Below are 24856 nucleotides of genomic sequence, written 5' to 3'. Positions count from 1 at the left end.
TCAGGAGGGGCGGCCCACGTGCACGAGCCGCGACGTGCTGCGGCCCCAGTCCGCCCACGACAGCTCGGCGGACTCCAGCACGGAGTAGGTGGCCGTCGGGACGCCCACCCGCACCTGGGCGAGCGCCGCCGGCTCGGACCCTTCGGCGGCGAGGTACGCCGCCGTCGCGGCCATGGTCGGCTCGTGCCCGACGACGAGGACGGTCCGTGTGGAGTCCTCCACCTCCCGCAGGAGACCGAGGACGTCGCGCACGCTCGCCTCGTAGAGCTCGTCGCGCACCTCGAGGACGGTGGCCGACGAGCCCGACAGGTGGGCGGAGGCCAGGTCCCAGGTCTGCCTGGTGCGCAGCGCGGACGACACGAGCGCGACCTGCGGCACGAGACCCGCCGCCGTCAGGGCCATGCCCACCCGGCTCGCCTGCTTGCGCCCGTTCAGCGCGAGCGGCCGCTGCTCGTCCGACAGCGCGCCCCTGCCGGGCTCCGCCTTCGCGTGCCGCAGCAGCACGAGACGCCGGGTCGGCGCCTCGTGGTCGGCCTGCGTTACCGCTCTCATGCGCTCCGTCTCACAGGTCGGTCCGGGGGTCGCTCCGGGACCGGACCCGTCACTGACCCATCGCGTGCACACCACCGTCGACGTGGACGATCTCACCCGTCGTGGCAGGGAACCAGTCCGAGAGAAGCGCCACGACGGCGCGCGCAGCAGGCTCCGCCGTCGTCTGGTCCCAACCCAGCGGGGCGCGCTGCGGCCAGGCGTCCTCCATGGTCGCGAACCCCGGGATGGACTTCGCGGCCGTGGTGCGGATGGGCCCGGCGGAGACGAGATTACACCGGATGCCGTGCGGCCCGAGGTCACGGGCCAGGTAGCGGTTCGCGGACTCCAGCCCGGCCTTCGCGACGCCCATCCAGTCGTAGACCGGCCAGGCGAACGAGGCGTCGAACGTGAGCCCCACGTAGGCGCCGCCCGACATCAGCGGCCGCGCCGCCTCGATCAGCGACTTGTAGGAGTAGGTGGAGACCTGGAGCGCCGTGGCGACGTCGCCCCACTCGGCCGCGAGGAAGTTGCCGCCCATGACCGACTGCGGGGCGAAGCCGATCGAGTGCACGACGCCGTCGATGCCGTCGACGTGCTCGCGCACGCGCTCCGGGAGCGCCGCGAGGTCCTCGTCGCTCGTGACGTCGAGCTCGACCACGGGCGCCGCGACCGGCAGCCGCTTGGCGAAGGCCTGCGTGAGCTTCATCTGGCGGCCGAAGGAGGTGAGCACCACCTCGGCGCCCTCCTCCTGGGCGAGGCGGGCGGCGTGGAACGCGATCGAGCTGTCCGTGAGGACGCCCGTGACGAGGAGCTTCTTGCCGTCGAGCAGAGCCATGATGACCTTCCGGTTGTGCGGGGGGTGGAGCGGAGCGGGTGATGCGCGACGGGCCCGGGCCCGCCGGTGGTCTCGGTGCGTCAGTGCCCCATGCCGAGGCCGCCGTCGACGGGGATGACGGCCCCGGAGACGTACGCCGCGGCGTCGGACGCGAGGAAGCCGACGACGCCTGCCACCTCGTCGGTCGAGGCGAACCGGCCCGCGGGGATGCTCGCCTTGTACTGCTTCTGGGTGGCCTCGGGCAGCGCCGCGGTCATGTCCGTCTCGACGAAGCCCGGCGCGACGACGTTCGCCGTGATGCCGCGGCCGCCGAGCTCGCGGGTGATCGACCGCGCCATGCCGACGAGCGCGGCCTTGGACGACGAGTAGTTGACCTGCCCGGGGCCGCCGTACAGGCCGACGACCGACCCGACCAGCACGATGCGGCCCTTGCGCGCACGGATCATGCCCTTGGACGCCCGGCGCACGCAGCGGAAGGTGCCGGTGAGGTTGACGTCGAGGACGGTCTCAAACTCTTCGTCGCTCATGCGCATGAGGAGCTGGTCGCGCGTGACGCCCGCGTTGGCGACGAGGACCTCGACGGGGCCCAGCTCGCTCTCGACGGCGGAGAAGGCCGCGTCCACGGCGGCGGAGTCCGTGACGTCCGCGACGTAGCCGTGCACGCCGGCGGGGAGGTCGCCGCCGCGGTAGAGCGTCGCGACGGTGTCACCGGCCGCGACGAAGTGCTCGGCGATCGTGCGGCCGATGCCGCGCGCGGCGCCGGTGACGACGACGACCCGGCCCGTGGGACCGGCGCCGGCGGCGGGCGCCGGGGTGGGCTGGGAGGCGGGGGCGTCGGTCACGGGGTCTCCTCGGCGGTGTGCTCGTGGTCGCGGTCGGTGCTGGTGGGGTGCTGGTGGGACGAGGTGCAGGTGGGACGACGGGCGCTGCCGCACGGCGGGTGCGGCGGCCGACGCCCTGGTGACGGTACCCCGACGCGGCGCTCCCGCAGGGTCGCGGCGCGTCACAGGTCCTCGCGGCCGTTTGTCGGATCCCTACAAGGCGACCGCCGTGCCGACCCGTCCGGGGCGGCCGCGGGCCCGCCGTAGACTGGCCGGGTGAGCAATGCCCGCGCGACCCCGCCGGGTCCGCGCCCCTCCGGGAACCACCGGCACGGCGGGGACCGCGGTGCCGAGGTCCCCTCCATCACCAGCGCCCCGGAGCCGCTGGAGGAGGACCAGGCGCGCCGCACCCGGCGCTACCTGGTGCAGATGGGCATCCGGATCGTCTGCTTCATCGGCGCCGTCCTCGTGGACGAGCTCTGGGTGCGCCTGGTGCTCGTCGCCGCCGCCGTCGTGCTGCCGTACTCGGCCGTGCTGTTCGCCAACGCCGGGCGCGACCGCGTCTCGTACGACACGTCGCCCGTGTCCGACGTCCCGCCCGCGGAGCTCCCGGGACCGCTCCCGGCACCTGACCGGCACGACCCTGCCGGGCCGGGGTCGTTCGACAGCGGTCACCGCGTCGTGGAGCACCAGGACGACGACGGTGACGACCGGGACACCCAGGACGACGCGCACACCCAGGACGACGCGGGCGACCGGGACGGCGCGGGCGGCCGCACCGACGAGAACCGTGGAGGAGACCGCTGATGGACGTGCTCGGGACCGGGGCCGACGCGGTGGCAGGCGAGCTGGTCTGCTCCGCCAAGGGCTGCCGCGCGGACGCCGCGTGGGGCCTGCTGTGGAACAACCCGCGGCTGCACACGCCCGAGCGCCGCAAGGTCTGGCTGGCGTGCGACGACCACCGCGAGCACCTCGAGCAGTTCCTCGGGGCACGCTCCTTCTGGAAGCAGACGGTCCCGGTCGTGGAGCTCGACCGCGCGTGACCGCCTCCCCCGCGCCCTCGTCGGGCCGCTCCGCCGACCTGCCCGCACCCGCCGCCCCGCGCACGCGCAGGCAGTGGATCACCCTCGGCCTCGGCGCCGTGCTGCTCGCGGCGCTGTGCATCCTCGCCGCCGTCTGGCAGTGGCACCGGTACACCTGGCGCGAGGCCCAGATCGAGCTGGTCGAGACCAACTACGCCGCCACCCCGGCCCCGCTCGAGGACCTCCTGCCCGAACCGGGCGCCGTGCTGCCCGCGCACGACGAGTGGCGCCCCGCGGTGGCCACCGGCACGTACCGGCCCGAGGACACCGTGCTGCTGCGCAACCGGCCCGTCGGCGGCCAGCCGGGCTTCCACGTCCTGGTGCCGTTCGAGACCTCCGGCGCCGACGGCCGCCCGCTGGTCCTCGTCGTCGACCGCGGCTTCGTGCCCCTGGGCGAGGACGCGGGCAACCCGTCCTCCGTCCCCGACCCGCCGAGCGGCCCGGTCGAGGTGACGATGACCATGCGCCCCGACGAGCCCACCTCCACGCGGGGCACGCCCCCCGGGCAGGTGCAGGCCATCAACACCGCCCAGGTGCTCGCCGCCGGGCAGGACGGCGCAGGCTGGGCCGACGGGGCGACGGTCGGCGGCTACGGGCAGCTGCGCAGCGAGGACCCCGCACCCGCGACGGCCCTCGGCGCGCTGCCGGAGCCGGACACCGACCCGGGCTCGCACCTGAGCTACACCGTGCAGTGGTGCATCTTCGCGCTCGGCGCGCTCGGCGGGTACGTCGTGCTCTGGCGCCGTGAGACCCAGCCCGTGCGCGTCACCGCCGGCGACCTCCTGGCCGCGCAGGACGGGCCGGACCCGGACGGGTCCGGCCGAGGTGGCCCTGCCGGCCCTGCCGGCCCCTGGGGCCCGCGACGGCGGCGCGTGGACGAGGACTACGAGGACGCCCTGCTCGACGCCGCCGAGCGGAAGGACACCGCGCAGAAGGACGCCGCGCAGGGCGACACCGCCCGTCAGGCGAGGGACACGAGCTCCGCGTAGTCCGCCGACCACAGGTCCTCGTCGCCGTCCGGCAGCAGCAGGACGCGCTCCGGGTTGAGCGCCTCGACCGCGCCGTCGTCGTGGGTCACCATGACGACGGCGCCCTCGTACGTGTCGAGCGCGCCGAGGATCTCCGCGCGGGAGGCGGGGTCCAGGTTGTTCGTCGGCTCGTCGAGCAGCAGGACGTTCGCGCTGGAGACCACCAGCGTGGCGAGCGCCAGCCGCGTCTTCTCCCCGCCGGACAGCACGCTGGTCGGCTTGTCGGCGTCGTCCCCGCTGAAGAGGAACGACCCGAGCACCGAGCGCACCTGCGTGTCGGTGAGGTCGGGCGCGGCGTGCCGCAGGTTCTCGACCACGGTGACGTCCATGTCCAGGGTGTCGTGCTCCTGGGCGTAGTACCCGATCTTCAGGCCGTGCCCCGGGACGACGCGTCCGGTGTCGGGCTCCTCGACCCCGCCGAGGATGCGCAGCAGCGTGGTCTTGCCCGCGCCGTTGAGGCCGAGGATGACGACGCGGGAGCCGCGGTCGATCGCGAGGTCGACACCGGCGAAGACCTCCTGCGAGCCGTAGCTCTTGGACAGCTCGGTGGCGGTCAGCGGCGTGCGGCCGCAGGGCGCCGGCTTCGGGAACCGCAGGTGCGCGACCTTGTCGGCGCGTCGCTCGCCCTCGACGCCCGAGAGCATGCGCTCGGCGCGCTTCATCATGTTCTGCGCGGCGGTGGCCTTGGTGGCCTTGGCGCGCATCTTCTCGGCCTGGGCGACGAGGGCGCCGGCCTTCTTCTCGGCGTTGGCGCGCTCGCGACGGCGGCGGCGCTCGTCCTGCTCCCGCTGCTCCAGGTAGGCGTCCCAGCCGAGGTTGTACTGGTCGAGCTCGCCGCGGTTCGCGTCCAGGTGGAACACCTTGTTGACCGTGGCGCGCAGCAGGTCGACGTCGTGGCTGATCACGACGAACCCGCCGCTGTACGTCTTGAGGTAGTCGCGCAGCCACGCGATCGAGTCGGCGTCCAGGTGGTTCGTCGGCTCGTCCAGCAGCAGCGTGTCGACGCCGGAGAAGAGGATCCGGGCGAGCTCGATCCGGCGGCGCTGACCGCCGGAGAGGGTGTTCAGGGGCTGCGCGAGCACGCGGTCGTCGAGCCCCAGGTTGCTGGTGATGCGGTGCGCCTCCGACTCGGCGGCGTACCCGCCCGCGGCGAGGAAGCGCGCCTCGAGCTTCGGGTACCGCTCGAGCGCCGCCGTCTGGGTCTCGACGTCGGCCGACGCCATGAGGCCTTCGGTCTCGCGCATCTGCGACACGATGTGGTCCAGCCCTCGCGCGCTCAGGACGCGGTCCATCGCGACGACGTCGAGGTCGCCCGTGCGCGGGTCCTGCGGCAGGTAGCCGATGTCGGTGCCCCGGGTGATCTGTCCGCTCGTGGGCAGGGTCTCCCCCGCGAGCGTCTTGGTGAGCGTCGTCTTGCCCGCCCCGTTGCGGCCGACGAGGCCGATGCGGTCGCCCGGGGCGATGCGGAACGTCGCCTCGTGCAGCAGGGTCCGGGCGCCGAAGCGCAGCTCGACGCCGTGGGCGGTGATCAAGGCAGGGGTGTCCTTCGTCGGTACGGTGGGGGGCGGTGCCAGTCTACGGGCCGGGACAGCCTCGCCACGAGGACGCCCGTCACACCCGCCCCGGCCGACGCTAAGGTGTGCGCGTGACCCTCCCCGACGCGCTCCCGGTGGACGCGCGCGCCCGCGCACGCGGCCCCGTCCGGTGAGCACACCGGTGACGGCGGTCCCGCGGACCGCGTCCGCGCTGCTCGCGCTCCTCGTGGTGCTCCTCGGCCTCGGCGCCCGGCTGCTGCTGCCCGCTGCTGTCGGCGGCCCGGTCGGCGACGCCCTCTACGCGACGCTCGTGGTGCTCCTCGTCGCCCTGGTGCGGCCCCGCACGAAGCCCGCCGTCGCGGCCCTCGTCGGCCTCGTCCTGTGCGGCGCGGTCGAGCTGGCGCAGGCGACGGGCGTGCCCGCCGAGATCGTGGCGCGCGTCCCGGTGGCCCGCTTCGTGCTCGGTACGACGTTCGTCCCCACCGACCTCGCCTGGTACGCCGCCGGGGCCGCGGCCGGCGGGGCCGTCGTCGCCCTGGTCGCGTCCCGGCCCGCCCGGGTCGACGGCAGGCTGCGGCACGTGAGCGCCCCGCCGGACCGCCGCAGTCGGCGCGCCAGGGTCGTCGTGCCCGTCGTCGTGGTCCTGCTGCTCGGCGCCGCGGGCGGCGCCCTCGCGTGGGTGCTGCACGACGAGGCGAGCGCGCTGACCACCGAGGTCGCCGTCGCGCAGGAGACCCTCGACGACTCGGCCGACCGGGTGGCAGACGACACCGTCCGGCCCGCCCTGGCCGCGTCGATCGACCGGGCCGAGGCCCTGCTGGGGGCCACGCCGCTGCTCGAGCGCCGCCCCGGCGACGCGGACACGCTGCGTGCCGAGCTCGCCCGCGACGCCGAGGCGGTGCAGCGCTCCCGCCTCGAGCATGCGCGCGCCCAGGTCACCGAGGCCCGCGAGTCCCTCGCCCCCGTGACCCGTCGGGCCGAGCAGATCCTGTCGGCCGCCGCGAGGCTCGCGGCGGACGGTCAAGGGGCCGGCGACGCGGTCCGGACCAGCGCCGACGACGCCCTGGCCACCGCGCAGGACGCGCTGGCTGCGACGTCCGACGAGGCGCTCGACTCGGTCGGAGCGGCCGGCGCGCCCGCCGTGGAGGCGGCCGCCGCCTCTCTCGGCGCGAGCCGCGACGACCTCGGCCGGGCGACGACCGACCTCCTGACCGCGCAGGACGCCGTCGTGTGCCCCGAGCCGGACCAGGTGTGGTTCCCGGAGACCGGCCGTCTCGCCGACGACCGGCTCGCGGAGATCCCGTGGGCCTCGGGCTACCGCGTGCGGTCCGACGTCCTCGACGGCCTCGTCGCCCTCGACGACGCCTACCGGGCCGAGTTCGGCACGCACCTGACGGTGAACTCCGCCTACCGCAGCCACGCGCAGCAGGTCGCGGTGTACGACCCGGAGCACCCGAACCCCCTGGCCGCGCCCCCGGGCTGCTCGAACCACGGCCTGGGCACCGCGGTCGACCTGAGCATGGGACCCGCCGGCTTCGACAGCCCCGCCTACGCCTGGCTGAAGAAGAACGCCGGGCGGTTCGGCTGGACCCACCCCGACTGGGCGGAGCCGGACGGCCGCCTGCCGGAGCCGTGGCACTGGCAGTCCGAGAAGACCCCCGTCGGCTACGGCTCCTGACCCGAGGGTGTGAGCGGGAGACACGCCCGCGACACGCCGGGACGCGGGGCCAGACGCCCGCTCACAGCGTGGGGCGGGGTCAGGTCCCGGGCAGGGAGCGGACGTCCAGCGGGATCTCCGTGGCGCCGGCGCCGTCGCGCTCCACCCGGAACACGGGCCGTCCGGGGCGCTCGCACACGGCGTCGACGGCCACGCCGTCGACGAACCGGACGGCGGCGTACTCGTCCACCGCGTACCCGGCCGGGAGCGCCCCCGACGCGACCCAGCCCAGGTAGGCCTCGCGCCGGTCGGCCTCCCCCAGGTAGTGCGGGCAGGCGCTGCCGGGCAGCAGGCCGAGCCCGTCCTCCAGGGGCGCGAGCGGCCCGAACGAGTCGGTCGAGGAGGCCTCGAACCAGCAGTTCATGCCCGCGCTGATCCCCGCGAGCACCGTCCCCTGCGCGGCCGCCCGCGCGAGCAGCTCCGGCAGGCCGTGGCGCCGCCAGACGTCGAGGAGGTTCGCGGTCGAGCCCCCGCCGACGTACACGACGTCCTGCTCCAGCAGCACGTGCGGGTCGGTGTACCCCCACGGCTCGCGGCAGAAGAGCGACAGGACCGACGTCCTGGCCCGACCCGCGAACGCCGCCTCGAACCGGCGGGCGTACCCGGCGTCGTCGCCGCTCGCCGTCGGGACGAAGCACACTCTCGGGGTGGCCTTGCCCGTGAGGTCGAGAAGGTGGTCGTCGAGGGCCGAGGAGCCGTCGTCCGACATCGAGAAGCCGCCGCCGCCGAGGGTGAGCACCGTGCCGTTCATGGCCGCACCCTAGCCAGCGCGACGCACGGGGCGCCCGTCCTTTCCCGCGTCCTTCCCAGCAGGTCCACCAGGGCGCGGCCGCGGGCCCACCCGCGAGCGACCTACCGCCCACCGCCCTACCGTGTGCTCGTGACCTTCAACGACGGCGGACAGTTCGAGGGCGGACGCGTCCGCAAGGGTGGGCGAGGCCGGGGCGTCGCCGTCGGCGGCGGGATCGGCGCGGTCGTGGTCGCGCTGCTGGCCGTCCTCCTCGGCGGCGGGGACCTGGGGCAGCTCACGGACGCCCTGGGCGGCGCGGAGGGCGACGCGGGTGCGCCCGTCGGGGCGGGCCAGGAGCAGTACGTCGACGACTGCACGGCCCAGCAGGCGAACACCGACCGCGAGTGCCGGCTCTCGGCCACCGTCCAGTCCCTGGACGCGTACTGGGACACGGTCCTGCCCGCCCAGGCGGGCGTCCGGTACACGTTGCCGGAGGTCGTGAGCTTCTCCGGGTCGACGGCGACGGGCTGCGGCTCGGCGTCGAGCGCGACCGGTCCGTTCTACTGCCCGCCCGACCAGACGGTCTACGTGGACGTGTCCTTCTTCGACCAGCTCAGCGCCCAGTTCGGCGCCGAGGGCGGGCCGCTCGCCGAGGAGTACGTCGTGGCGCACGAGGTGGGCCACCACGTCGAACAGCTCACCGGCGCGATGGACGCCGCCGACCGGGGCGGCAGCGGCCCGGAGTCCGACTCGGTGCGGATCGAGCTGATGGCGGACTGCCTGGCGGGGATGTGGGCGGGATCTGCCGCGACCGAGGTCGACCCGGACACGGGGGTCACGTTCCTCGACCCGATCTCGCAGGACCAGCTGCACCAGGCGCTCGACGCCGCGGCCGCCGTCGGGGACGACCACATCCAGCAGCAGGCGACCGGCCGCATCAGTCCGGAAGGGTTCACCCACGGCACGTCGGAACAGCGGGTGCGCTGGTTCAGCGTGGGGTACGACGGCGGCACGCTGCGCGACTGCGACACCCTGTCCGCGCGGCGGCTCTGAGCGCTCCCGGGCTGCAGCACCGCAGGTCAGAACCTACGATCCGAACATGGGTGACGGAGCGAACCAGCACACGATCCTCGTGACCGGTGCGTCCGGTCCGGCCGGCCGCACCCTGGGTGCCCAGCTCGCCGCCAGGCACGACGCGGGACGGCGCCACGTGGTGGGCGTCGACCTCGCCCCCAGCCCGGTGGCCGGCTACGCGGCGGTCGAGAGCGTCCCCGCCGCCGCCGACCCCGCCTACGACGCCGCGACGCTCGAGCTCCTGGCCCGTCACCGGCCCCGGCTCGTCGTCCCGACCGTCTCGGACGAGCTGCCGCGGCTCGCGGTCCTCGCGCGCGCCGCCGGGCTCGGGGACGCCGTCGTCCTGTCGCCGCCCGGCCCCGCCGCCGTCGCGGGCGACAAGCTCCTCACCATGTGGGCGCTCGCGCGCGAGGGCGTCGCGGTGCCCCGGCACGCGCCCGCCGACGAGGTGGCCTCTGCCGCCGAGGCGCTCGCGTGGGACGACGCGCCGGTCGTGGTCAAGCCGCGGGTCTCGCGCGGCGGCCGGGGCGTGCAGGTGGTGGAGCATCCCGACGACCCGGTCTGGGCAGGCCTCGACGCCTCGTGGGTGGTGCAGGCCTTCGCTCCCGGGACGGAGTACAGCCCGCAGGTCTACCGGTCCCCCGCGGACGGCCGCTGCGTCGTCGTCGTGCTGGAGAAGACGGGGCGCAAGGAGGGCCGGGTCGGCAACGCGACCACCGTCGAGCGGCTGCCGGAGGGCGCGGTGCCGGACGTCGAGGACCTGGCACGGCGCACGGCCGAGGCGCTCGACCTCGTCGGCCCCCTCGACATGGACGTGCGGCGCCTCGCGGACGGCACCCCGGTGGTCCTGGAGGTGAACGCCCGGTTCGGCGCCGTGTCCGCGGGCGCGCCGGAGCTGCTGGACGCCGTCCTCGACGAGTGGCCGGGCCGGTCGTGACGTCCGTCCTGGTCGCCCTCGTCCTCGTCCTCGGTCTGTCGTTGCTGGTCGTGGGCCTCGTGCGGCTCGCGTTCGTGCCCGCCGCCCTCGTCTTCGAGGCGCGGCGCCGCCGCGACGACCCCGGGCCTGTCGGGTGCGGCCCCGAGTTCGACCGGGTCCCCCTGGTGAGCGTCGTCGTGCCGGCCTTCGACGAGGCGGTGGTCATCGAGAACTGCGTGCGCTCCGTCGTGCGCAGCGAGCACCCGTCGCTGGAGGTCGTGTGCGTCGACGACGGCTCGTCCGACGACACGTTCGCCCGGATGGAGCAGCTCGCGGCGGAGCACCCGCAGGTGCGCGCGCTGCGGCAGGAGAACGCCGGCAAGGGTGCGGCCCTCAACACGGGGATCGCCGCGGCGCGGGGCGAGATCCTCGTGCTCGTCGACGCCGACGGGCTGTTCCGCCCGGACACCGTCACCCGGCTGCTGCGCGGCTTCCGCGACCCCCGGGTCGGGGCCGTGTGCGGCAACGACCGGCCGGTCAACCTGGACCGCGTCCTCACGCGCCTGCTCGCGCTCATCAGCCACGTCGGCACCGGCCTGATGCGCCGCGCCCTGGACGTGCTCGGCTGCCTGCCCATCGTCTCGGGGAACATCGGCGCGTTCCGGCGCGAGGCCCTGGACCGCATCGGCCCGCTGCGCACCGACACGCTCGGCGAGGACCTCGAGCTGACGTGGCGCGTCCACCGGGCCGGGTACCGGGTGACGTTCGCCCCGGACGCGCTCGTGTACGCCGAGTCGCCGTCGACCCTGCGAGGGCTGTGGCGGCAGCGGGTGCGCTGGTCGCGCGGGCTGCTGCAGGTGACGGCGATGCACCGGTCGATGGTGGGCAACCCACGGTACGGCGGCTTCGGGCTCTACCTGGCCTACAACACGCTCGCGCAGGTCGTCGCCCCGTTCGTCCAGGTGGTGGCGCTCGTCGTGCTCGCCGCGCTCGTGCTCGTGGACGGCCCCACCTGGCTGCCGTCGTCGTGGTGGGCCTGGGTCCTGCTGCTGGGGCTGCCGCTCTCGGTCGCGCTGCTGCTCCTCGCGGTGCTCCTGGACCGCGCCCCCGGCGACCTCCGGCAGGCGTGGACCCTGCCCCTGTGGCCGGTCTACTCGGTGATGATGACGCTGGTGGTGCTCGACGCCGCCCGGCTCGAGCTCGGGAACGCGGAGAACCGATGGAACAAGCTCGACCGCAGCGGGACGGTGTCGGTGCGCGGTCTCGTCGACGACGATGGCCCTGGGTCCTGATCGTCGTGCTCGCGCTCGGCGCGGCGGTCGCGGCCGCCGTCCTCCTCGCGCGCCCCTGGGAGGACGTCCCGCCCGCGATGCGGCCGGCCGTCGCCCCCGACGAGCGGCGGTCGGTCAGCGTGGACTTCGGCATCGTCACCGACCCCGGCACCGACTGGGCGGCGGTCGACCGCCACCTCGACGCCGTGGGTGCCAACGGCGTCGACCTCAACGCCGGCCGGGTCGAGTTCACCGCCTTCGACTGGCCCGCCCACCCCGACGTCGCGGCGGAGCCCGGCGCGGACCACCTCGCCCGCGCGGCGCGCGCCCTGCACACGAACGCGGACGGCTCCACGCGGCAGGTCGGGCTCGTCGTCGACGCGTACGTGCCCGAGTGGATCGCCGCCGACCCGTCCGTGGCCGGGCGCTCCCCCGACGGCAGCCCGTCGCCCTACCAGGCCTCGGCCACGCAGCTCACCACCGGCGAGGTCGGCGACCGCCTCGTCGCCTACGTGACGGCCCTCGGCGAGCGCTACGACCCGAGCCAGATCGCCGTCACCGAGCTCTTCCTCAACCGGTGCTTCGGCGACGACGACCTCGCGCTCTACCGGAAGATGACGGGGGCCGACGACTGGCCTCGCGACGCCGCGGGCATGATCGACCAGGACTCCCCCGCGCTCGCGACGTGGAAGGCGGAGGTGCTCGCCGGGCTCCTCGGCCGGATGCGCGCCGCCCTCGACCAGGTGCGCGGCGGGGACGGCGCGCAGATCGAGCTCGCGATGGACGTCCGCGTCGACTGGGACGACCCCGCCGGCGGGGCGACCGGGAGCGGTCACGACTACCGGGTCCTCCTCGGCGCGGCCGACCGCCTGGTCGTGTGGGCGTACGTCGGTTCCGGGCACACGCCCGCCGACGTGGAGCGGGTGACCGCCGCGCTCGCGGGGGCGGGCTTCGACATGTCGCGCCTCACGATGTCGGTCGGCCTCTGGGCGGGCGGCGCCGACGCCGATCCGCCCCGGGCCATCTCCCCGGCTCTCATGACGCGGTCGATCGAGGCGGCCTCCACCCACGGGATCACGGCCGTCAACGTCACTCCCCTGTCGCACCTGTCCGCCGCCCACTGGACCGCCCTGGGGAAGGTCTGGGCAGGCTCGTGACCGTCCAGGACGCTCAGCCGGCGCGTCAGCCTGCGCGGCCGACCGACCCTGCGAGGTCGGGCAGCACGACGTCGACCTCCGTGCCGTGCCCGAGCTCGCTGCGGATCGTCATCGTGCCGCCGTGGTCGTGCACGATCTGGTCCACGAGCGCCAGCCCGAGACCCACGCCCCGCACCTGGCGCCGCCGCGTGTCGCGGGTCCGGTAGAAGCGCTGGATCACCCGGTCGAGCTCGTCGGGGGCGATCCCGGTGCCGTCGTCCGCGACCCGCACCCGTGCCCGGCGGCTGCCGTCCGGGGCCCGGTCCGCGGTGACGACGATCCGGACGTTCCCGCCCCGCCGGCTGTACTTCACGGCGTTGCTCAGCAGGTTGTCGACCACCTGCCCGAGCCGGTCGGCGTCCGACAGGAGGGGCACGCGCGGGTCCCCCTGGACCTCCACGTCCACGCCCGCCGCTGCTGCGGTCGGTGCCTGGCTCGCGACGGCGTCGCGCGCCACCTGCACGACGTCGACCTCCTGGGCCACCATCCGGTAGGTCCCGGAGACGATCTGCGCGCTGGTGAGCAGGTCGTCCACCAGCGTCTGCAGTCGGTGGGCGTTGCGCTCCACGACGGCGAGATACCCCCGCTGCTCCTCGTCCAGCCTGCTGCCGTCGAGCCGCAGCAGGTCGAGGTAGCCGAGGATCGACGCGAGCGGCGTGCGCAGCTCGTGGCTCACGAGACCGATGAACTCGTCCTGGGTGCGCTCGTCCTCGAAGCGGGCGGTCACGTCGGTCACCACGAACAGGTAGCCGGCGGGCAGCTCCGGGGCAGAGCCGCCGAGCGCCGGGCGCGGGGTCACGACGAACTCGAGGTGGCGCCGCCCCCCGTCGGGCAGGACGCAGACCCACTCGTCCACCTGCGTGCCGCCGGTGGCGGCGCACCCGACGAGCACGCGGTGCACGGCGTCCGGGCCGTGGGGGGCGCCCGGGGCAGCCAGCCGCTCCGCGAGCTCCTCGGGCGCGACGAACCGGTCCATCGGCGTGCCGAGCAGGTCCGCCTCGCGGCGCCCGAGCACCCGCTCCGCCCCGACGTTGACCGACACGACCGTCCCGGCCTCGTCGGTCGCGACGAACCCCTGCTCGGTCGCGGCCGCCATCATGCTGCGCAACGTGTCCCGCGAGTCCCGCAGCCGCTGCGCGCCGACCGCGAGGTCGTCCCGCGCGAGCGTCAGCTCCCGGGCCTGGCGGCGCGCCACCCCGACGATCCCGTGCGCCCCGACGGCGACGAAGCCGATGATGAGCAGGTCCACGAGCGCGTGCACCGCGGGGTGCACGACGTCGTTCTTCGTGATCGGCAGCAGGGACGGCACGAACATCAGCACCGCCGACCCGCACAGGGCCACCACCAGCCCCCAGGGGCCCGGTTGCAGGGCGAGGCTGACCACCGGCAGCACGAACAGGACGTGGAAGCTCGCCAGGGACAGCGTGGAGCCGATCGACAGCACGCCGATCGCCAGCATCTGCACCAGCGGCAGCACGTACCGCCAGGCGGTCGGCCACCGGTCCCAGCGGCCGAGGCTCCCCACGGCCTGCACGGCGACGACCAGGGCGGCCGCCAGGGCGACGAGCAGGCCGTCGCTGCCGATCCCGCTGGTCCAGTGGATCACCAGGACGAGCGCGAACGAGATGGTGAGCGGCAGCTGCCGCAGCCCGACCGCGTCGTCCGCGAACCAGGCCGTCCAGACCCGGCCGTAGACCTCCGCGATCCTCCCGGCCGTGCCGCGCTCCATCAGCCCGGCCCGTCCGCCTCGGGGCGCCAGACCCCTGCCTCGACCGGGACGCCGGAGTCCTGCCCGTCGACGGCGGGCACCGCGCGGACCCGGGAGGCCCGCGCGACGGTCTCGCTCGACCGCACCGTCTCGAGGGGCTCCACCTCGCGCGCCGGGCTGAACCGCGCCCAGTACCGGGCGGTGGCGCGCACCACGTCGGGCTGCATGTACTCCCGGTGGGCCTGCGACACGTAGGCGGCGAGCATCCGCAGCTTGGTCTCCACGAAGCCGTCCACGTCGACGAAACGGGTCGGTGCGAAGTCGACCGTGGCCGACGGGCTCTGGAAGCACCACAGGCTGGGGACCTCGCGGGCGGCGATCTGGACGGCGGCGTTCACCGCCCGGTGGTCCTGGTGCCGGTCGTGCGCGCTGTGGGTGTAGACCCGGTCGGGCACGACCTCGGCGACGACCTCCTCGATCGCGGTGATGGGGCCGGCGGCCGGGTCGAGGTGGGTGTCCGGGAAGTCGAGGTGCACGAGGCGCGCGCCCACGACGGCCGCGGCGGCGAGGGCCTCCTCGTGCCGATCTGCGACAGCCCCGCCGACCGCCCCGCCCGAGAGCGTGAGGATCACGAGCTCGTCCCCGGCGGCCGCGTGCGCCGCCAGGGTGGCGCCGATGCCGATCTCGACGTCGTCGGGGTGCGCGCCCACCGCCAGCACCCGTTGCCGCGACGACTCCCGCTCGCGCCGCGCCCGCTGCGCCAGCTCCGTGGCGCGCTCGACGACGTGGGACGCCGTCACGGGCTTGACCAGGAAGTCGTCCGCCGCCTCGCGCAGCGCCGAGACCGCGTAGCTGACCGACGGGTGCGCGGTGACGATCATGATCGGCAGGGTCGGGTCGGTCGCGCGCACCTCCGGGAGGATGTCCAGACCCGAGCGTCCCGGGAGCTGGATGTCGCTCACCAGGATGTCGTAGGTCGCGGAGCGCAGCGCCCGCAGCGCCTGGTCGGCGTCGCCGGCGACGTCCACGTGCATCCCGCCGTAACGCTCCAGCGCGATGCGGAGGAACTCGGCCGCGTCTGGGTCGTCCTCGAGCACGAGCGCCCGGAATCGGTCGTCCGACAATGCTCCCCCTCGCGGTCCCGGTCTCGCTCGTACCGTACGCGCCGGACGACCGGGACGCGCGAGGACGCGCACGTCAGGGGTCCAGGCGCACCCGCGGCGCCCGGGCCCCCGACGCCTCGGCCAGCCGGCGGCCGAGCTCGTCCGCCGGCAGCTCGGCGCGGGCGCCGGTGGCCGCGTCGGTCACGGCCAGGACGCCGGCCCGCGCCTCCCGTGGTCCCAGCACCGCGAGGAGCGCGTCCCGCCGCCCGCGGGCGAGCCGGACGCGGTTGCCGAGCGACCCGCCGGACTCGACGCGCACCCGCACCCCACGTCGCCGCAGCGCGCCGGCCGCCTCGGCGGCGGCCGCGGGGTCGTCACCCACCGGCAGCAGGCACACCTGCACGGGCGCCAGCCAGACGGGCAGCCGGCCCGCGTGCTGCTCCAGCAGGAAGGCGACCATGCGCTCCATCGAGCCCACGGTGCCGCGGTGGATCATCACGACGCGCTGCCGCGAGCCGTCCGCCGCGGTGTAGCCGAGGTCGAACCGCTCCGGCTGGTTCAGGTCGAGCTGCACGGTCGCGAGGGTCTCCTCGTGCCCGCGGGCGTCGCGCACCTGCACGTCGAGCTTGGGCCCGTAGAACGCCGCCTCCCCCGGGCCGTCGACCCACGGCAGCCCGGCCGAGGCGAGCGCGTCGCGCAACCGGTCCTCGGCGTCCGCCCACTGCGCGGGCGCGCCCAGCCAGCCGTCGGAGTCGTCGCTGCGCGAGAGCCGGACGTGGTCGAGCGCGATCCCCAGCACCTCCAGCACGCCGAGGACGGCGTCGAGGGCGGCCCGGACCTCGTCGGCCACCTGGTCGGGCCGGCAGAAGACGTGGGTGTCGTCGAGGTTGATCTGGCGCACGCGGGACAGACCGCTGAGCACCCCCGAGCGCTCCGCCCGGAACATCGATCCCAGCTCGTGGTAGCGCACCGGCAGGTCGCGGTGGCTGCGCGGCTCGGCGGCATACAGCTGCGCGTGGTGGGGGCAGTTGGCCGGCCGCAGCACGAGCGGGTCGTCGCTGCCGTCGTCCAGCGCAGGGAACATGTCGGCGGCGAACTTCGCCAGGTGCCCCGACCGCTCGAAGAGGGACCGCTTGCCGAGCACCGGGGTGTACACGGGCTCGCAGCCGCCCGCGAGCGCGACGTCCTCGGCGAGCCGCTCCAGCTCGCGGCGCACGGCGGCGCCGGCCGGCTGCCACAACGGCAGTCCGGGGCCGACCAGCGGGCTGGTGGTGAAGATCCCCATCGCGCGGGCGAGGTCGCGGTGGTCGAGGACCGCCGGCTCGGCGCCCGCGTTCAGGTCGGCGTTCAGGTCGGTGTTCACGTCGGTGCTCCTTCGAGAGGGAGCCGCCCGGGTACGACGAAGGCCCCGGAGCGAGCTCCGGGGCCTGGGTGCGTGCAGTGCGGGTGCAGCGGTCAGTCGGCGCCGGAGGTGTCCGGCGTCGTCGTGACCAGCTGGCTGCGCATGCTCTGACGCTACGCGGCCCGACGTCGCGAGGTCAACGGCGCCGGCCGACGGACGGCGGGGACCCACCGCGCCGCCGTGAGCCCCCGCCGTCGTGCGCGCGTCAGCCCGCCGCGGCCGCCCACCGCTGGCTCGCCGCCGCGGTGTCGGTGCGCTGCACCACCGCGCCGCCCGGGTCGGCCGTCAGCGAGAGGCCGGAGTTCTTGTTGCGGAGCTCGAGCCTCCCGTCCTGGACGCTGACCTGCCAGACCTGGTTGTCGGTGCCGCCGCAGCCGTACTGCCCGACCAGCGCCCCCTCCGCCCGGGAGCTGGAGAACACGTCGACGCACTGGCCGCTGCCCGCGTTCCGGATCGTGTAGTCCGTGCCGCCGAGCCGGGTGAGGATCCACTTCTGGCTCGGCGAGCTCGACTCCGGCGCGACCGTGAGCTGGGTGGACTCGTTGCCGGGCGCCGTCAGCCGCTGCCCGCTCGCCAGGGTGAGCGAGTACTGGCCGTCCGCGACCGGCGGCGGCACCACCACCTGGGTGCCCGTCGCGAGCGCGAACACGTGCACCGCCGCGTTCGACGGCAGCGTCACCGCCACGACCCGCTTGTCCGGGTCGACGGGGATGGTGTTCGTGTACAGGCGGTACTGCGTGGTCGGGTAGGCCGCCCCGGACGGGGTGTTCTTGCCGAGGGTGACGACGGCGATCTTCGCCCCGTAGGAGTTCGTCGCCAGGCAGCACCAGTTCGGCATGCCCAGCGTGCTCGCGGCGGTGCTGCCGTCGGCATAGTGCACCGTGACTCCGCCCGTCGCCGACCCGCTGGTACCCGTCCCGAGGACCCCGATGACGTTGCCCTCGCCGGAGACGGGGACCGTCTGCCCGGCGCTGCCGACGTTGTCGGGCGTGCCCGGAGGGGCCGACGGGAACGTGAAGTCGAAGCCGTTCGCGCTCACCGTCGCGCCCGGGGTCACCCCCTGGGCGGCGAGCCGCTCCGCGATGAAGCTGCTCCCCCCGCCGTCGATGTCGCCCTTCTCCGGTGCTGCCAGCGTCGTCACGGCGACGTTGTCGAACGCCGCGGCGAGGTCGGCGTAGGCGACGGTCGTCTGCGCCCGCGCCGCCACCTGACGGGGTGTGGCCCGCACGCGGTAGTCGACGGTGCCGCTGATCGTCGTCTGGCCGGGCGACGCCGTCGGCGGCGGCGTGACGTCGAACGTCGCGGTGAAGGTCGCCCCGTCCTTGAGGGCCTTGGCGGTGGTCGGCGACGTCGCCGCCACGGTCCACCCTTCAGGTGCGCTCAGGGCCGCCCCGGTGACGTCGACCGGCGTGCCGGTGTGGTTGGTGACGGCCAGCGTCGCCTGTCCCGCCGTGCCGGCCAACGACAACGACGGCGCGGTGACGACGGCGTCGACCGCCCGCTCCTGCGGGTGCTGCCCGCCGACGGCCGACGACCCCGTCACCCGGACGTCGAAGGCCCTGTCGGTGTCGACCCGCGCCGTCTGGACCGTCAGGACGCCGCTCGCCGGGTCGAAGACGTACCCGGGGCCGCGGTCCAGGTCGTCGACCGTCGCGGCCGCGGACAGCCGCTCGCCGCCGACCCGCACGGTCGCGGGAGCGGTGTCGGTGTGCAGGGTGAACCGGTAGCTGCGTGCGGTGGGCTTGCCGGTGTAGTCCCCGGTCAGCGCGCCCACGGCGACGTCGATCGGGCCCTTCCCGGCCTGCGGGGCGGACACCGCGAGCCGCTGCGAGGCGTGCGCGCCCGCGGCGTACTCCTGCGTCCGGCCGTCGTCCTCGTAGAGGGTGAACTCGGACGACCCCTGCGGGTACACGTCCACGTCCAGCCGCGCCGCCTGCTTGCCCGCCTGCCAGTCGGTGGTCCCCTCGGGGAACATCGGCACGATCGCGCCGCCGCGGACGAACAGCGGCAGCCGGTCGAGCGGGGCGGAGTACCCGTCGATCGTGGTCGGGCCGGTGTACGTCCGCCCGGTCCAGTAGTCGGTCCAGGTGCCCTCCGGCAGGTAGATGCCGTCGCGCACCGTGCTGTCCTCGTACACGGGCGCGACCAGGAAGTCGTCCCCGGCGAGGAACTCGTACTTCACGTCGTCGCCCCACGTCTTGGGGTCGTCCGGGTAGTTCACGTACAGCGGGCGTGTCGAGCCGAGGCCGGTCGCATGGGCGTCCGCCTGGTACGTGTACAGGTAGGGCAGCAACCGCTCGTGGAGCTGCAGGTACGAGCGGTTGATCGACGTGTACGGCTCGCCGTACCGGTAGGGCTGCTTGTCGCTCGCCGCCCAGCCGCTCATCGCGTACGTCATCGGCAGGAACATCTTCCACTGCAGGTCGCGCGTGTAGGTCTGCGCGCTGCCGCCGAAGATGCCGTCGACGTCGCCCGTCGTGGCCGCCTGACCGGACATGGTCGAGCCCGCGTAGGTCGGGATCTGCCAGCGGATGTAGTCCCAGCTGCCCGACTGGTCGCCGCTCCACATCGCACCGCACCGCTGCGTGCCGGCCCAGCCCTCGATGGTCACCACGGTGGCGCGGTCGGCCGAGCTGTCCTCGATGCCGGCGCTCGCCTTCTCGCAGGCAGACAGCGCGAAGCGGTAGCCGGGGCCCACCCAGGCGACGTCGGTCTTGCGGACCCGGACGCCGCTGGCCACCTCGGCCGGCTGCTCGGTCAGGTCGGCCTGCGTCCACAGCCCCAGCTCGGAGCCGTGCTCGGTGAGCATGTCGTGGGTCTCGGACAGGTCCTCGTACCCGCAGCCGTAGCCGTCGTTGACGAGCATCCAGCCCAGGGGCATGTCGTGGTCCGTGTAGCCCTCCGCGATCGCGGTGGAGTCGCGCAGCGTCTCGCGCTCGCCGCGGTTGGCGTTGTGCAGGTAGCAGTCGGCGTCGCCGAGCTCCATCGCGTACATGGGCAGCATGGCGGGGCGTCCGGTCAGGGTGGTGAGGTCGTCGAGCACCTTGCGGGTGTCTCCGACGAAGTAGTAGGCGTCGAACCGCTGCTCGGCGTGCTGCGTCGCGACGGGGTCCCCGAAGGCGTAGCTGCCGGGCGCGAACGTGTTGCGCAGCACCCCGTAGCCGTTGCTGGACAGGTAGAACGGGGACGCGTTCGGGTTGCCGCCGTCGTCCCAGTCGTAGTCGCGGGAGATCGTGATCGTCTCGTCGCGGTGCGAGAACCGTCCGTTCTGCATGCCACCGCCGAAGAACTGCTCGGTCGCCCCGCGCGTCAGGGACTGCGTCGTGCCCGACGGCCCCCACGCAAGCGGCGCGGTCTCGGCCCACAGGCGCCGGCCGTCGGCGTCGGCGAGCGCCAGCGTCAGGGGCGACTTCGTGACGGTGAGCGTGGCCTGCGTCGTCGTGATCCGGTACGCCGCGTCGTCCTCCGTCACGGTGGTGGCGGCGTCGCCGTCGAGCTGCCCGACGACGATCTTCGCGGCCGGGGCGGCGGGGTCGCTCGGGGTGTCGTTCGCCGGGTCGGTGAACTTCCCGTCCGGCGCGAGCCACACCCGCAGCGCGCCCGGGTCGAGGAAGGACACCCGGAGCCGGGCCTCTCCCCCGGCGGTGGTGCCGGCGGCGAACGTGTACGTGTCGCCGTCGCGCTCGAGGGCGGTGACGTCCGCGAGCGACGTCCCCGCCACGGCCGGGGCGGCCTCGGTGGGCGCAGTCCCGGCCGTGGCCGAGGCCGTCGCCGGCACCGCGAGCGCCAGCCCCGGGACGAGCACGAGCGCCGTGAGCGCGGCCACCGCGCCGCGCCTTCGCCGTCGTCCCGGCCGTGTCCCTGTCGTGCTGCTGATCCGTGAACCTGTCTTCGTCGACATGTCGGTCTCCCGTGATCCAGGCACTTCGACGGTCACGCTCCGCCCTCTCCGTCGAGGGCGCAGTGATCGAAGTTGCTCGGATTCTCGCAGTGATGCGCGCGAACAAGCAAGGGGAACGTCATGTCGCGTCGACCGGCTGCCGCGCCTACGCCTCCAGGAGCTCGGTCCAGGCCTCGGTCTGCTTGGCGATGACCCCCTCGACCTTCGACACGAAGCCGCCTCGTCGAGACGGCGGCTGCGCCGGGTCGAAGCCTGCGAGCAGGATCTCGAGGCTCCTGGCGGTGCGTGCGTACGAGCCGGCGATCCGCTCGTGCTGCTCCCCCGCGACGTGCGCCGCGACGGCCGCCGCGACGGTGGCCAGCGCACCGACCCACGCCGACACCTGCAGCCCGTCGACCGCACCTCCGAGCGCCGCGAGGACCCCCGCGGCGAGCGTGTCGGCGAGCTGGACCCGGCGCCAGCGCCGACCGACGGCGTGGTGCTCGGCGGCGCGTCGCGCGTGCCAGTCCTGCTGCCCGCGCGCCCGGTCCTCCGCGTAGTCCGCGAGGGAGGAGATCTCGGGCAGGCGGGGGTCGTCGGTTCGCGCAGGGGCGGGCAGGAACAGGTCGGCGTCCGTGCGGTCCTCGACCGCACGGACCTTGCGCGCGAGCTCCTTGTCCCGGTTCGCCTCGGCGAAGGGCGGGGCGCCCGCGAGGTACATGTAGGCCAGGCTCTTGAGCGACTCGGCGGCCGCCCGTGCGTTCAGCCGCTCGCGCACCCTGGCGTTCGTCAGGAACTGCGCCTGGACGAACGCTGCCGTGGCGAGGGCGACCGCGCTCAGCCCGCCGACCGCTCGGGCTGCTCCGACGGTGAGGCCGCCCGTGGCGACCGTGACGGCGGTGACCGACCCGAGGACGATGAGGCTCAGGTTGGCGATCCGCGCACGTTGCAGCCCGGAGTGCAGCCGCTCCGCTGCCGCCGACCAGCACAGGTACTGCTCCCAGAGCAGCTCGATCGGCATCCTGGCCCCCCGGCGGTCACACGTGGAGCTCGACGTCGCGGTAGAGCATCCCGCCGTACCAGTCGAGGTTCTCCTGGGCGAGGTGCTCGGCCACCTGCCGGCCGAGCCTGCTCAGCTCCTCGGGACGCGTCGCCACCGACAACCGCTCGCCGAGCGTCGCGAGGACCTCGCCGCTGTGCAGGGCGCGGGCCGCGTTCTGCTGCAGGTTGCGTTGCGCGCGCAGCGCGCCGAGCGCGGCCCCGACGGCGGGCAGCACGATCGCCACCAGGGCGAACAGGCCCGCGAGGTGTCCCCCGGCGTCACGAAGGTCCGTCACCAGGTGGGTCGCCACCGCCGCGAGGGTCACGGCGAACAGGCCGTACACCGCACCCAGCACGGCCCGCTCCTGCCGACCCAGCCGGCGGCCGCGCGAGACCTGGTACCTGGCCTGGTCCTCGACCCAGCCGCGGACCAGCAGCTCGCGCAGCTGCCCGGCGCGCACGGGGACGTCGCCGCGAGGCCGTGCCAGCCAGAGCTCCTCCGCGGCGCGAGGGACCCAGCGCCCGGTCCGTTGACCGACCGACGCGCCGGTCCGGCCCCGGGACCCGTCCTCGACCAGGGCGAGGAAGAAGGAGCTGCGGCACACCTCCGCCAGGGCACGGTAGGAGAGCCACCTCGCATGGAGCTCGCCCCGTCGCGCCACGACCACCAGGGCGAGCAGGCCGACCAGCAGGACGAGCTCGCCGGCGACGAGCCAGACCTGGTCGTGCAGGACGACGACCTGCAGCGCCCCCAGCGCCACGGCGAGCGCAGACCCCACGAACAGGCCGCTGGTGGAGAGGTTGTACAGCCGCTGGTACCGGACGGCCAGGGCGTCGGCGCGGTCGAAGGCCGGCGAGATCCAGCGCAGCCAGGGGTCGAGCACCCCGTCGGGGACGGCGGCCGCCTGGGCCGCCCGGCGGACGGTCCCGGCGAGGCCGTCCGCGCCGTCAGCGCCGTCAGCACCCGGGGTGGACTCACCGACGAACCGGGCGAGCTGGACGTAGGCCGTGACGTCCAGGCTCCCGGTGTCGCGCTCCAGGCGCCAGGTCCCCGGCTGGATCCGCCAGATCACCGGGGACGGCACGGCACGGCGCGCCGCAGCCACCACGTCGGCGGTACCTCCCAGGCCGTGGGCGGGCGCCCCGTCCCAGACCGCGACGAGCACGTCGCACCGCTCGACCACGCGGTAGCCGGCCAGCATGTACGCCGACTCGCGGTCTGCCGACGCCGGTTCCGTCCGCACGGAGGCGGCGCGGCCGAGCAGCTCGCGGAACTCCGCCCGTGACGCGGCGCCGTCGAAGTCGCGCTCGTAGTCGTCGGCCGGCAGGGGCAGCGCGGCCTCGAGCACCGCGCCAGGCTCCGCGAGGACCGTACGGGCGATGATGCGGTCGGAGCCCTCGGCGAGCGCCGACACGACACCGAACAGGACCTCGTCGATCCCCGCCGCCTGGACCGCCGCCCGTGTCTCGGCGATCACCTGGGACACGGCCGCGACGAAGGCGTCGGTCTCGGTGACGTCGCGGTGCCCGGTGGCGCCGATCCAGACCCGGACCGGGACACGCACCACGGGCCGTGACCCCATGGCTCAGAGACCGGACGGCACGGGACCGTCGCCCCCGCCGCCGGAGGTGTCCGTGGCCAGGACGACGATGAGGAGCACCAGCCCGAGGACCGCCACGGCGAGGCAGGTCCAGAACGCCGCCTTCGCCCGCCGCTCCTTCCTGCTCAGCCCGACGCCGGCCACGATCACGCCGGCCCATGCGACGAGCCCGAGGCTGAACAGCCCGGCGCCCGCGAGCACGAACGCCACCGTCGACAGGACTGCGCGGTCCGACGGGGCCACGGTCGGTGCGGGCGCGGCCGGCGGTGCGGCGGCAGGTCCCTGCGCCGCCGCACCGGCCCAGGGGCGCGGCGCTGCGGCTCGGTGCGGCGACGACGGGGCGGACTGCGGCGGCACCCGTGACGGCGTCGACGGCGCAGACGTCGGCCCGGACGACGGGGCCGGCTTCGGCACCGTCGCTGCGGGCGCAGGCGCGGGCGTCGGGACGTGGGTGGGCGTCGGGGCGGAGGGGGCGGGCGCCGGAACGGAGGCGGGTGCAGGCGCAGCCTGCGCCAGGAACGCGACGATGGCCGCGTCCACGTCCTTCACCACGTCCGGACGGCTGCTCAGGCGGTGGAGCAGGTCCACCAGGTCGTCGCGGGTACGCGGGTCGTCCTCCATCTTGAGGCTGAGCTTGATGTCCTCGAGCAGGCGCGACTGCTGCCTCCACGTCAGCTCGTCGGCGTCCAGCTGGACGACGAAGTCGTGGATGTACGCGCCCGGCACCGGTGGGCGTTCCGGCGTCGGGTCGACCGGGACGGGCGGCATCGCGCCCAGTCTCTTGACCTCGTTCATGAGGGTGATGAACGAGTCGACCGACGTCGGGTCGTAGTCGATGATCTGCTCGAGCGACTCCTGGGTGCGTGCCAGGTCGATGTCGTCGATGCGGACGACGAGGACCGGCTTGCGGAGCGCGCGGGCGTAGGCGCGTTCGGCCTGGCACGCCTTCGACCGGCGCGAGTGCTGGGAGAGCGCGTAGACGAGCACGTCCGTCTGCTCGATCTGGTCGAGGATCTGCCCCCACCAGGTCCCGCCGCCGTGCAGCTCCCGGTCGATCCAGGCGTCGACGTCCACGTTGCGCAGCGACTTGGCCATGATCTCGACCGGAGGCCGGTCGGGGCTGGAGTAGCTGATGAACACGTGGGGGTTCGGCATGGCGCACCTGCTCAAGGTCGGCCGCGGCGGAGACCGCGTCACCTCGAAGGGAACGACCGCGGCGGGCCCTGATACCCGACGCGCACGCGACCCGCGGGGCCGCGTACGTCCCATCTCCGACCGGGGCGCCGGGGTCGCAGCGGTTCGCGACAAGTTCACCCACCCGTTGCACCGAAGACGGAGGGACTCACGGCGTCGCCGTGAGTCCCTCCGTCCCCTCCCTCCGTCCT

The 24856-nt window shown here is 74.7% G+C and carries 20 protein-coding genes; 8 read left to right on the top strand and 12 right to left on the bottom strand.

What is annotated here, in order from left to right:
- The 3 genes from ACFT55_RS03850 to fabG form a co-directional block, all read right to left on the bottom strand.
- The gene (locus ACFT55_RS03850; RefSeq protein ID WP_380241659.1) at positions 1–552 is read right to left on the bottom strand and encodes a SixA phosphatase family protein; all 552 of its coding nucleotides are present in this window, start codon (positions 550–552) and stop codon (positions 1–3) included.
- Positions 553–601: 49 nt separating this feature from the next.
- The gene (gene fabI / locus ACFT55_RS03845) at positions 602–1366 is read right to left on the bottom strand and encodes an enoyl-ACP reductase FabI (protein WP_380241657.1); all 765 of its coding nucleotides are present in this window, start codon (positions 1364–1366) and stop codon (positions 602–604) included.
- An 80-nt stretch (positions 1367–1446) separates the two neighbouring features.
- Positions 1447–2208 carry a 3-oxoacyl-ACP reductase FabG gene (fabG, locus tag ACFT55_RS03840; protein ID WP_380241654.1) on the bottom strand — a complete coding sequence of 254 codons (762 nt, stop codon included), beginning with the start codon at positions 2206–2208 and terminating at the stop codon, positions 1447–1449.
- 255 nt (positions 2209–2463) lie between these two features.
- On the opposite strand from fabG, the gene ACFT55_RS03835 reads away from it, so the two are divergent.
- The 3 genes from ACFT55_RS03835 to ACFT55_RS03825 are packed head-to-tail and all read left to right on the top strand — an operon-like array spanning position 2464 to position 4258.
- Positions 2464–2994 carry a DUF3099 domain-containing protein gene (locus tag ACFT55_RS03835; protein WP_380241652.1) on the top strand — a complete coding sequence of 177 codons (531 nt, stop codon included), beginning with the start codon at positions 2464–2466 and terminating at the stop codon, positions 2992–2994.
- On the top strand, positions 2994–3230 hold the full coding sequence (locus ACFT55_RS03830) for a hypothetical protein (protein WP_380241651.1): 237 nt from the start codon (positions 2994–2996) through the stop codon (positions 3228–3230). Before ACFT55_RS03835 ends, ACFT55_RS03830 begins: the two co-directional genes overlap by 1 nt.
- Entirely contained in the window at positions 3227–4258 is a 1032-nt protein-coding gene (locus ACFT55_RS03825) for an SURF1 family protein (protein WP_380241649.1), read from the top strand. The genes ACFT55_RS03830 and ACFT55_RS03825 overlap by 4 nt, the downstream gene beginning before the upstream one ends.
- On the opposite strand, the gene ACFT55_RS03820 is transcribed toward ACFT55_RS03825, so the two are convergent.
- Positions 4231–5829, bottom strand: a complete 1599-nt coding sequence (locus ACFT55_RS03820; RefSeq protein ID WP_380241647.1) for an ABC-F family ATP-binding cassette domain-containing protein — start codon at positions 5827–5829, stop codon at positions 4231–4233. The genes ACFT55_RS03825 and ACFT55_RS03820 overlap by 28 nt on opposite strands.
- 172 nt (positions 5830–6001) lie before the next feature.
- Between ACFT55_RS03820 and ACFT55_RS03815 the strand changes: the two genes are divergently transcribed.
- The gene (locus ACFT55_RS03815) at positions 6002–7510 is read left to right on the top strand and encodes a DUF2809 domain-containing protein (protein WP_380241645.1); all 1509 of its coding nucleotides are present in this window, start codon (positions 6002–6004) and stop codon (positions 7508–7510) included.
- A gap of 79 nt (positions 7511–7589) precedes the next feature.
- On the opposite strand, the gene ACFT55_RS03810 is transcribed toward ACFT55_RS03815, so the two are convergent.
- Entirely contained in the window at positions 7590–8300 is a 711-nt protein-coding gene (locus ACFT55_RS03810) for a Type 1 glutamine amidotransferase-like domain-containing protein (protein WP_380241643.1), read from the bottom strand.
- A 129-nt stretch (positions 8301–8429) separates the two neighbouring features.
- Between ACFT55_RS03810 and ACFT55_RS03805 the strand changes: the two genes are divergently transcribed.
- From ACFT55_RS03805 to ACFT55_RS03790, 4 genes are read left to right on the top strand one after another with little or no spacing between them, the layout of a single operon-like run.
- A complete protein-coding gene (locus ACFT55_RS03805; RefSeq protein ID WP_380241641.1) occupies positions 8430–9332 on the top strand; it encodes a neutral zinc metallopeptidase in 903 nt (300 codons plus the stop codon).
- Positions 9333–9378: 46 nt separating this feature from the next.
- Positions 9379–10290, top strand: coding sequence for an ATP-grasp domain-containing protein (locus tag ACFT55_RS03800; RefSeq protein ID WP_380241639.1), 912 nt, complete (start codon positions 9379–9381; stop codon positions 10288–10290).
- Complete coding sequence (locus ACFT55_RS03795) at positions 10287–11561, top strand: glycosyltransferase (protein ID WP_380241637.1); 1275 nt, start codon at positions 10287–10289, stop codon at positions 11559–11561. The genes ACFT55_RS03800 and ACFT55_RS03795 overlap by 4 nt, the downstream gene beginning before the upstream one ends.
- Positions 11489–12697 (top strand): hypothetical protein, encoded by a 1209-nt coding sequence (locus tag ACFT55_RS03790; RefSeq protein ID WP_380241635.1) that lies wholly within the window; start codon positions 11489–11491, stop codon positions 12695–12697. Before ACFT55_RS03795 ends, ACFT55_RS03790 begins: the two co-directional genes overlap by 73 nt.
- A gap of 25 nt (positions 12698–12722) precedes the next feature.
- On the opposite strand, the gene ACFT55_RS03785 is transcribed toward ACFT55_RS03790, so the two are convergent.
- From ACFT55_RS03785 to ACFT55_RS03755, 7 genes are all read right to left on the bottom strand, one after another.
- On the bottom strand, positions 12723–14465 hold the full coding sequence (locus tag ACFT55_RS03785) for an ATP-binding protein (RefSeq protein ID WP_380241633.1): 1743 nt from the start codon (positions 14463–14465) through the stop codon (positions 12723–12725).
- Positions 14465–15568 (bottom strand): response regulator, encoded by a 1104-nt coding sequence (locus ACFT55_RS03780; protein ID WP_380241632.1) that lies wholly within the window; start codon positions 15566–15568, stop codon positions 14465–14467. Before ACFT55_RS03780 ends, ACFT55_RS03785 begins: the two co-directional genes overlap by 1 nt.
- 73 nt (positions 15569–15641) lie before the next feature.
- Positions 15642–16910 carry an aminoacyl--tRNA ligase-related protein gene (locus ACFT55_RS03775; protein WP_380241630.1) on the bottom strand — a complete coding sequence of 423 codons (1269 nt, stop codon included), beginning with the start codon at positions 16908–16910 and terminating at the stop codon, positions 15642–15644.
- Between the two features lie 244 nt (positions 16911–17154).
- Positions 17155–20775, bottom strand: a complete 3621-nt coding sequence (locus ACFT55_RS03770) for a TIM-barrel domain-containing protein (protein ID WP_380241628.1) — start codon at positions 20773–20775, stop codon at positions 17155–17157.
- A 220-nt stretch (positions 20776–20995) separates the two neighbouring features.
- Positions 20996–21850 carry a DUF4231 domain-containing protein gene (locus ACFT55_RS03765; protein ID WP_380241626.1) on the bottom strand — a complete coding sequence of 285 codons (855 nt, stop codon included), beginning with the start codon at positions 21848–21850 and terminating at the stop codon, positions 20996–20998.
- Between the two features lie 16 nt (positions 21851–21866).
- Positions 21867–23453: a hypothetical protein gene (locus ACFT55_RS03760; RefSeq protein WP_380241624.1), complete on the bottom strand. Its 1587-nt coding sequence runs from the start codon at positions 23451–23453 to the stop codon at positions 21867–21869.
- 3 nt (positions 23454–23456) lie between these two features.
- A complete protein-coding gene (locus tag ACFT55_RS03755; protein ID WP_380241622.1) occupies positions 23457–24626 on the bottom strand; it encodes a toll/interleukin-1 receptor domain-containing protein in 1170 nt (389 codons plus the stop codon).
- Between the last annotated feature and the right edge of the window lie 230 nt (positions 24627–24856).

The organism is Isoptericola sp. NPDC057191, from assembly GCF_042670225.1.
GTDB lineage: Bacteria > Actinomycetota > Actinomycetes > Actinomycetales > Cellulomonadaceae > Isoptericola.
This window is presented reverse-complemented; position numbering and strand designations above follow the sequence as displayed.

What these genes read in the sequence shown, in the direction of transcription:
- ACFT55_RS03790 (WP_380241635.1), top strand. Translation starts at nt 11,489, where the DNA reads ATGGAACAAGCTCGACCGCAGCGGGACGGTGTCGGTGCGCGGTCTCGT.
- ACFT55_RS03765 (WP_380241626.1), bottom strand. Translation starts at nt 21,850, where the DNA reads ATGCCGATCGAGCTGCTCTGGGAGCAGTACCTGTGCTGGTCGGCGGCA.
- ACFT55_RS03850 (WP_380241659.1), bottom strand. Translation starts at nt 552, where the DNA reads ATGAGAGCGGTAACGCAGGCCGACCACGAGGCGCCGACCCGGCGTCTC.
- ACFT55_RS03800 (WP_380241639.1), top strand. Translation starts at nt 9,379, where the DNA reads ATGGGTGACGGAGCGAACCAGCACACGATCCTCGTGACCGGTGCGTCC.
- ACFT55_RS03810 (WP_380241643.1), bottom strand. Translation starts at nt 8,300, where the DNA reads ATGAACGGCACGGTGCTCACCCTCGGCGGCGGCGGCTTCTCGATGTCG.
- ACFT55_RS03760 (WP_380241624.1), bottom strand. Translation starts at nt 23,453, where the DNA reads ATGGGGTCACGGCCCGTGGTGCGTGTCCCGGTCCGGGTCTGGATCGGC.
- ACFT55_RS03755 (WP_380241622.1), bottom strand. Translation starts at nt 24,626, where the DNA reads ATGCCGAACCCCCACGTGTTCATCAGCTACTCCAGCCCCGACCGGCCT.
- ACFT55_RS03785 (WP_380241633.1), bottom strand. Translation starts at nt 14,465, where the DNA reads ATGGAGCGCGGCACGGCCGGGAGGATCGCGGAGGTCTACGGCCGGGTC.
- fabI (WP_380241657.1), bottom strand. Translation starts at nt 1,366, where the DNA reads ATGGCTCTGCTCGACGGCAAGAAGCTCCTCGTCACGGGCGTCCTCACG.
- ACFT55_RS03830 (WP_380241651.1), top strand. Translation starts at nt 2,994, where the DNA reads ATGGACGTGCTCGGGACCGGGGCCGACGCGGTGGCAGGCGAGCTGGTC.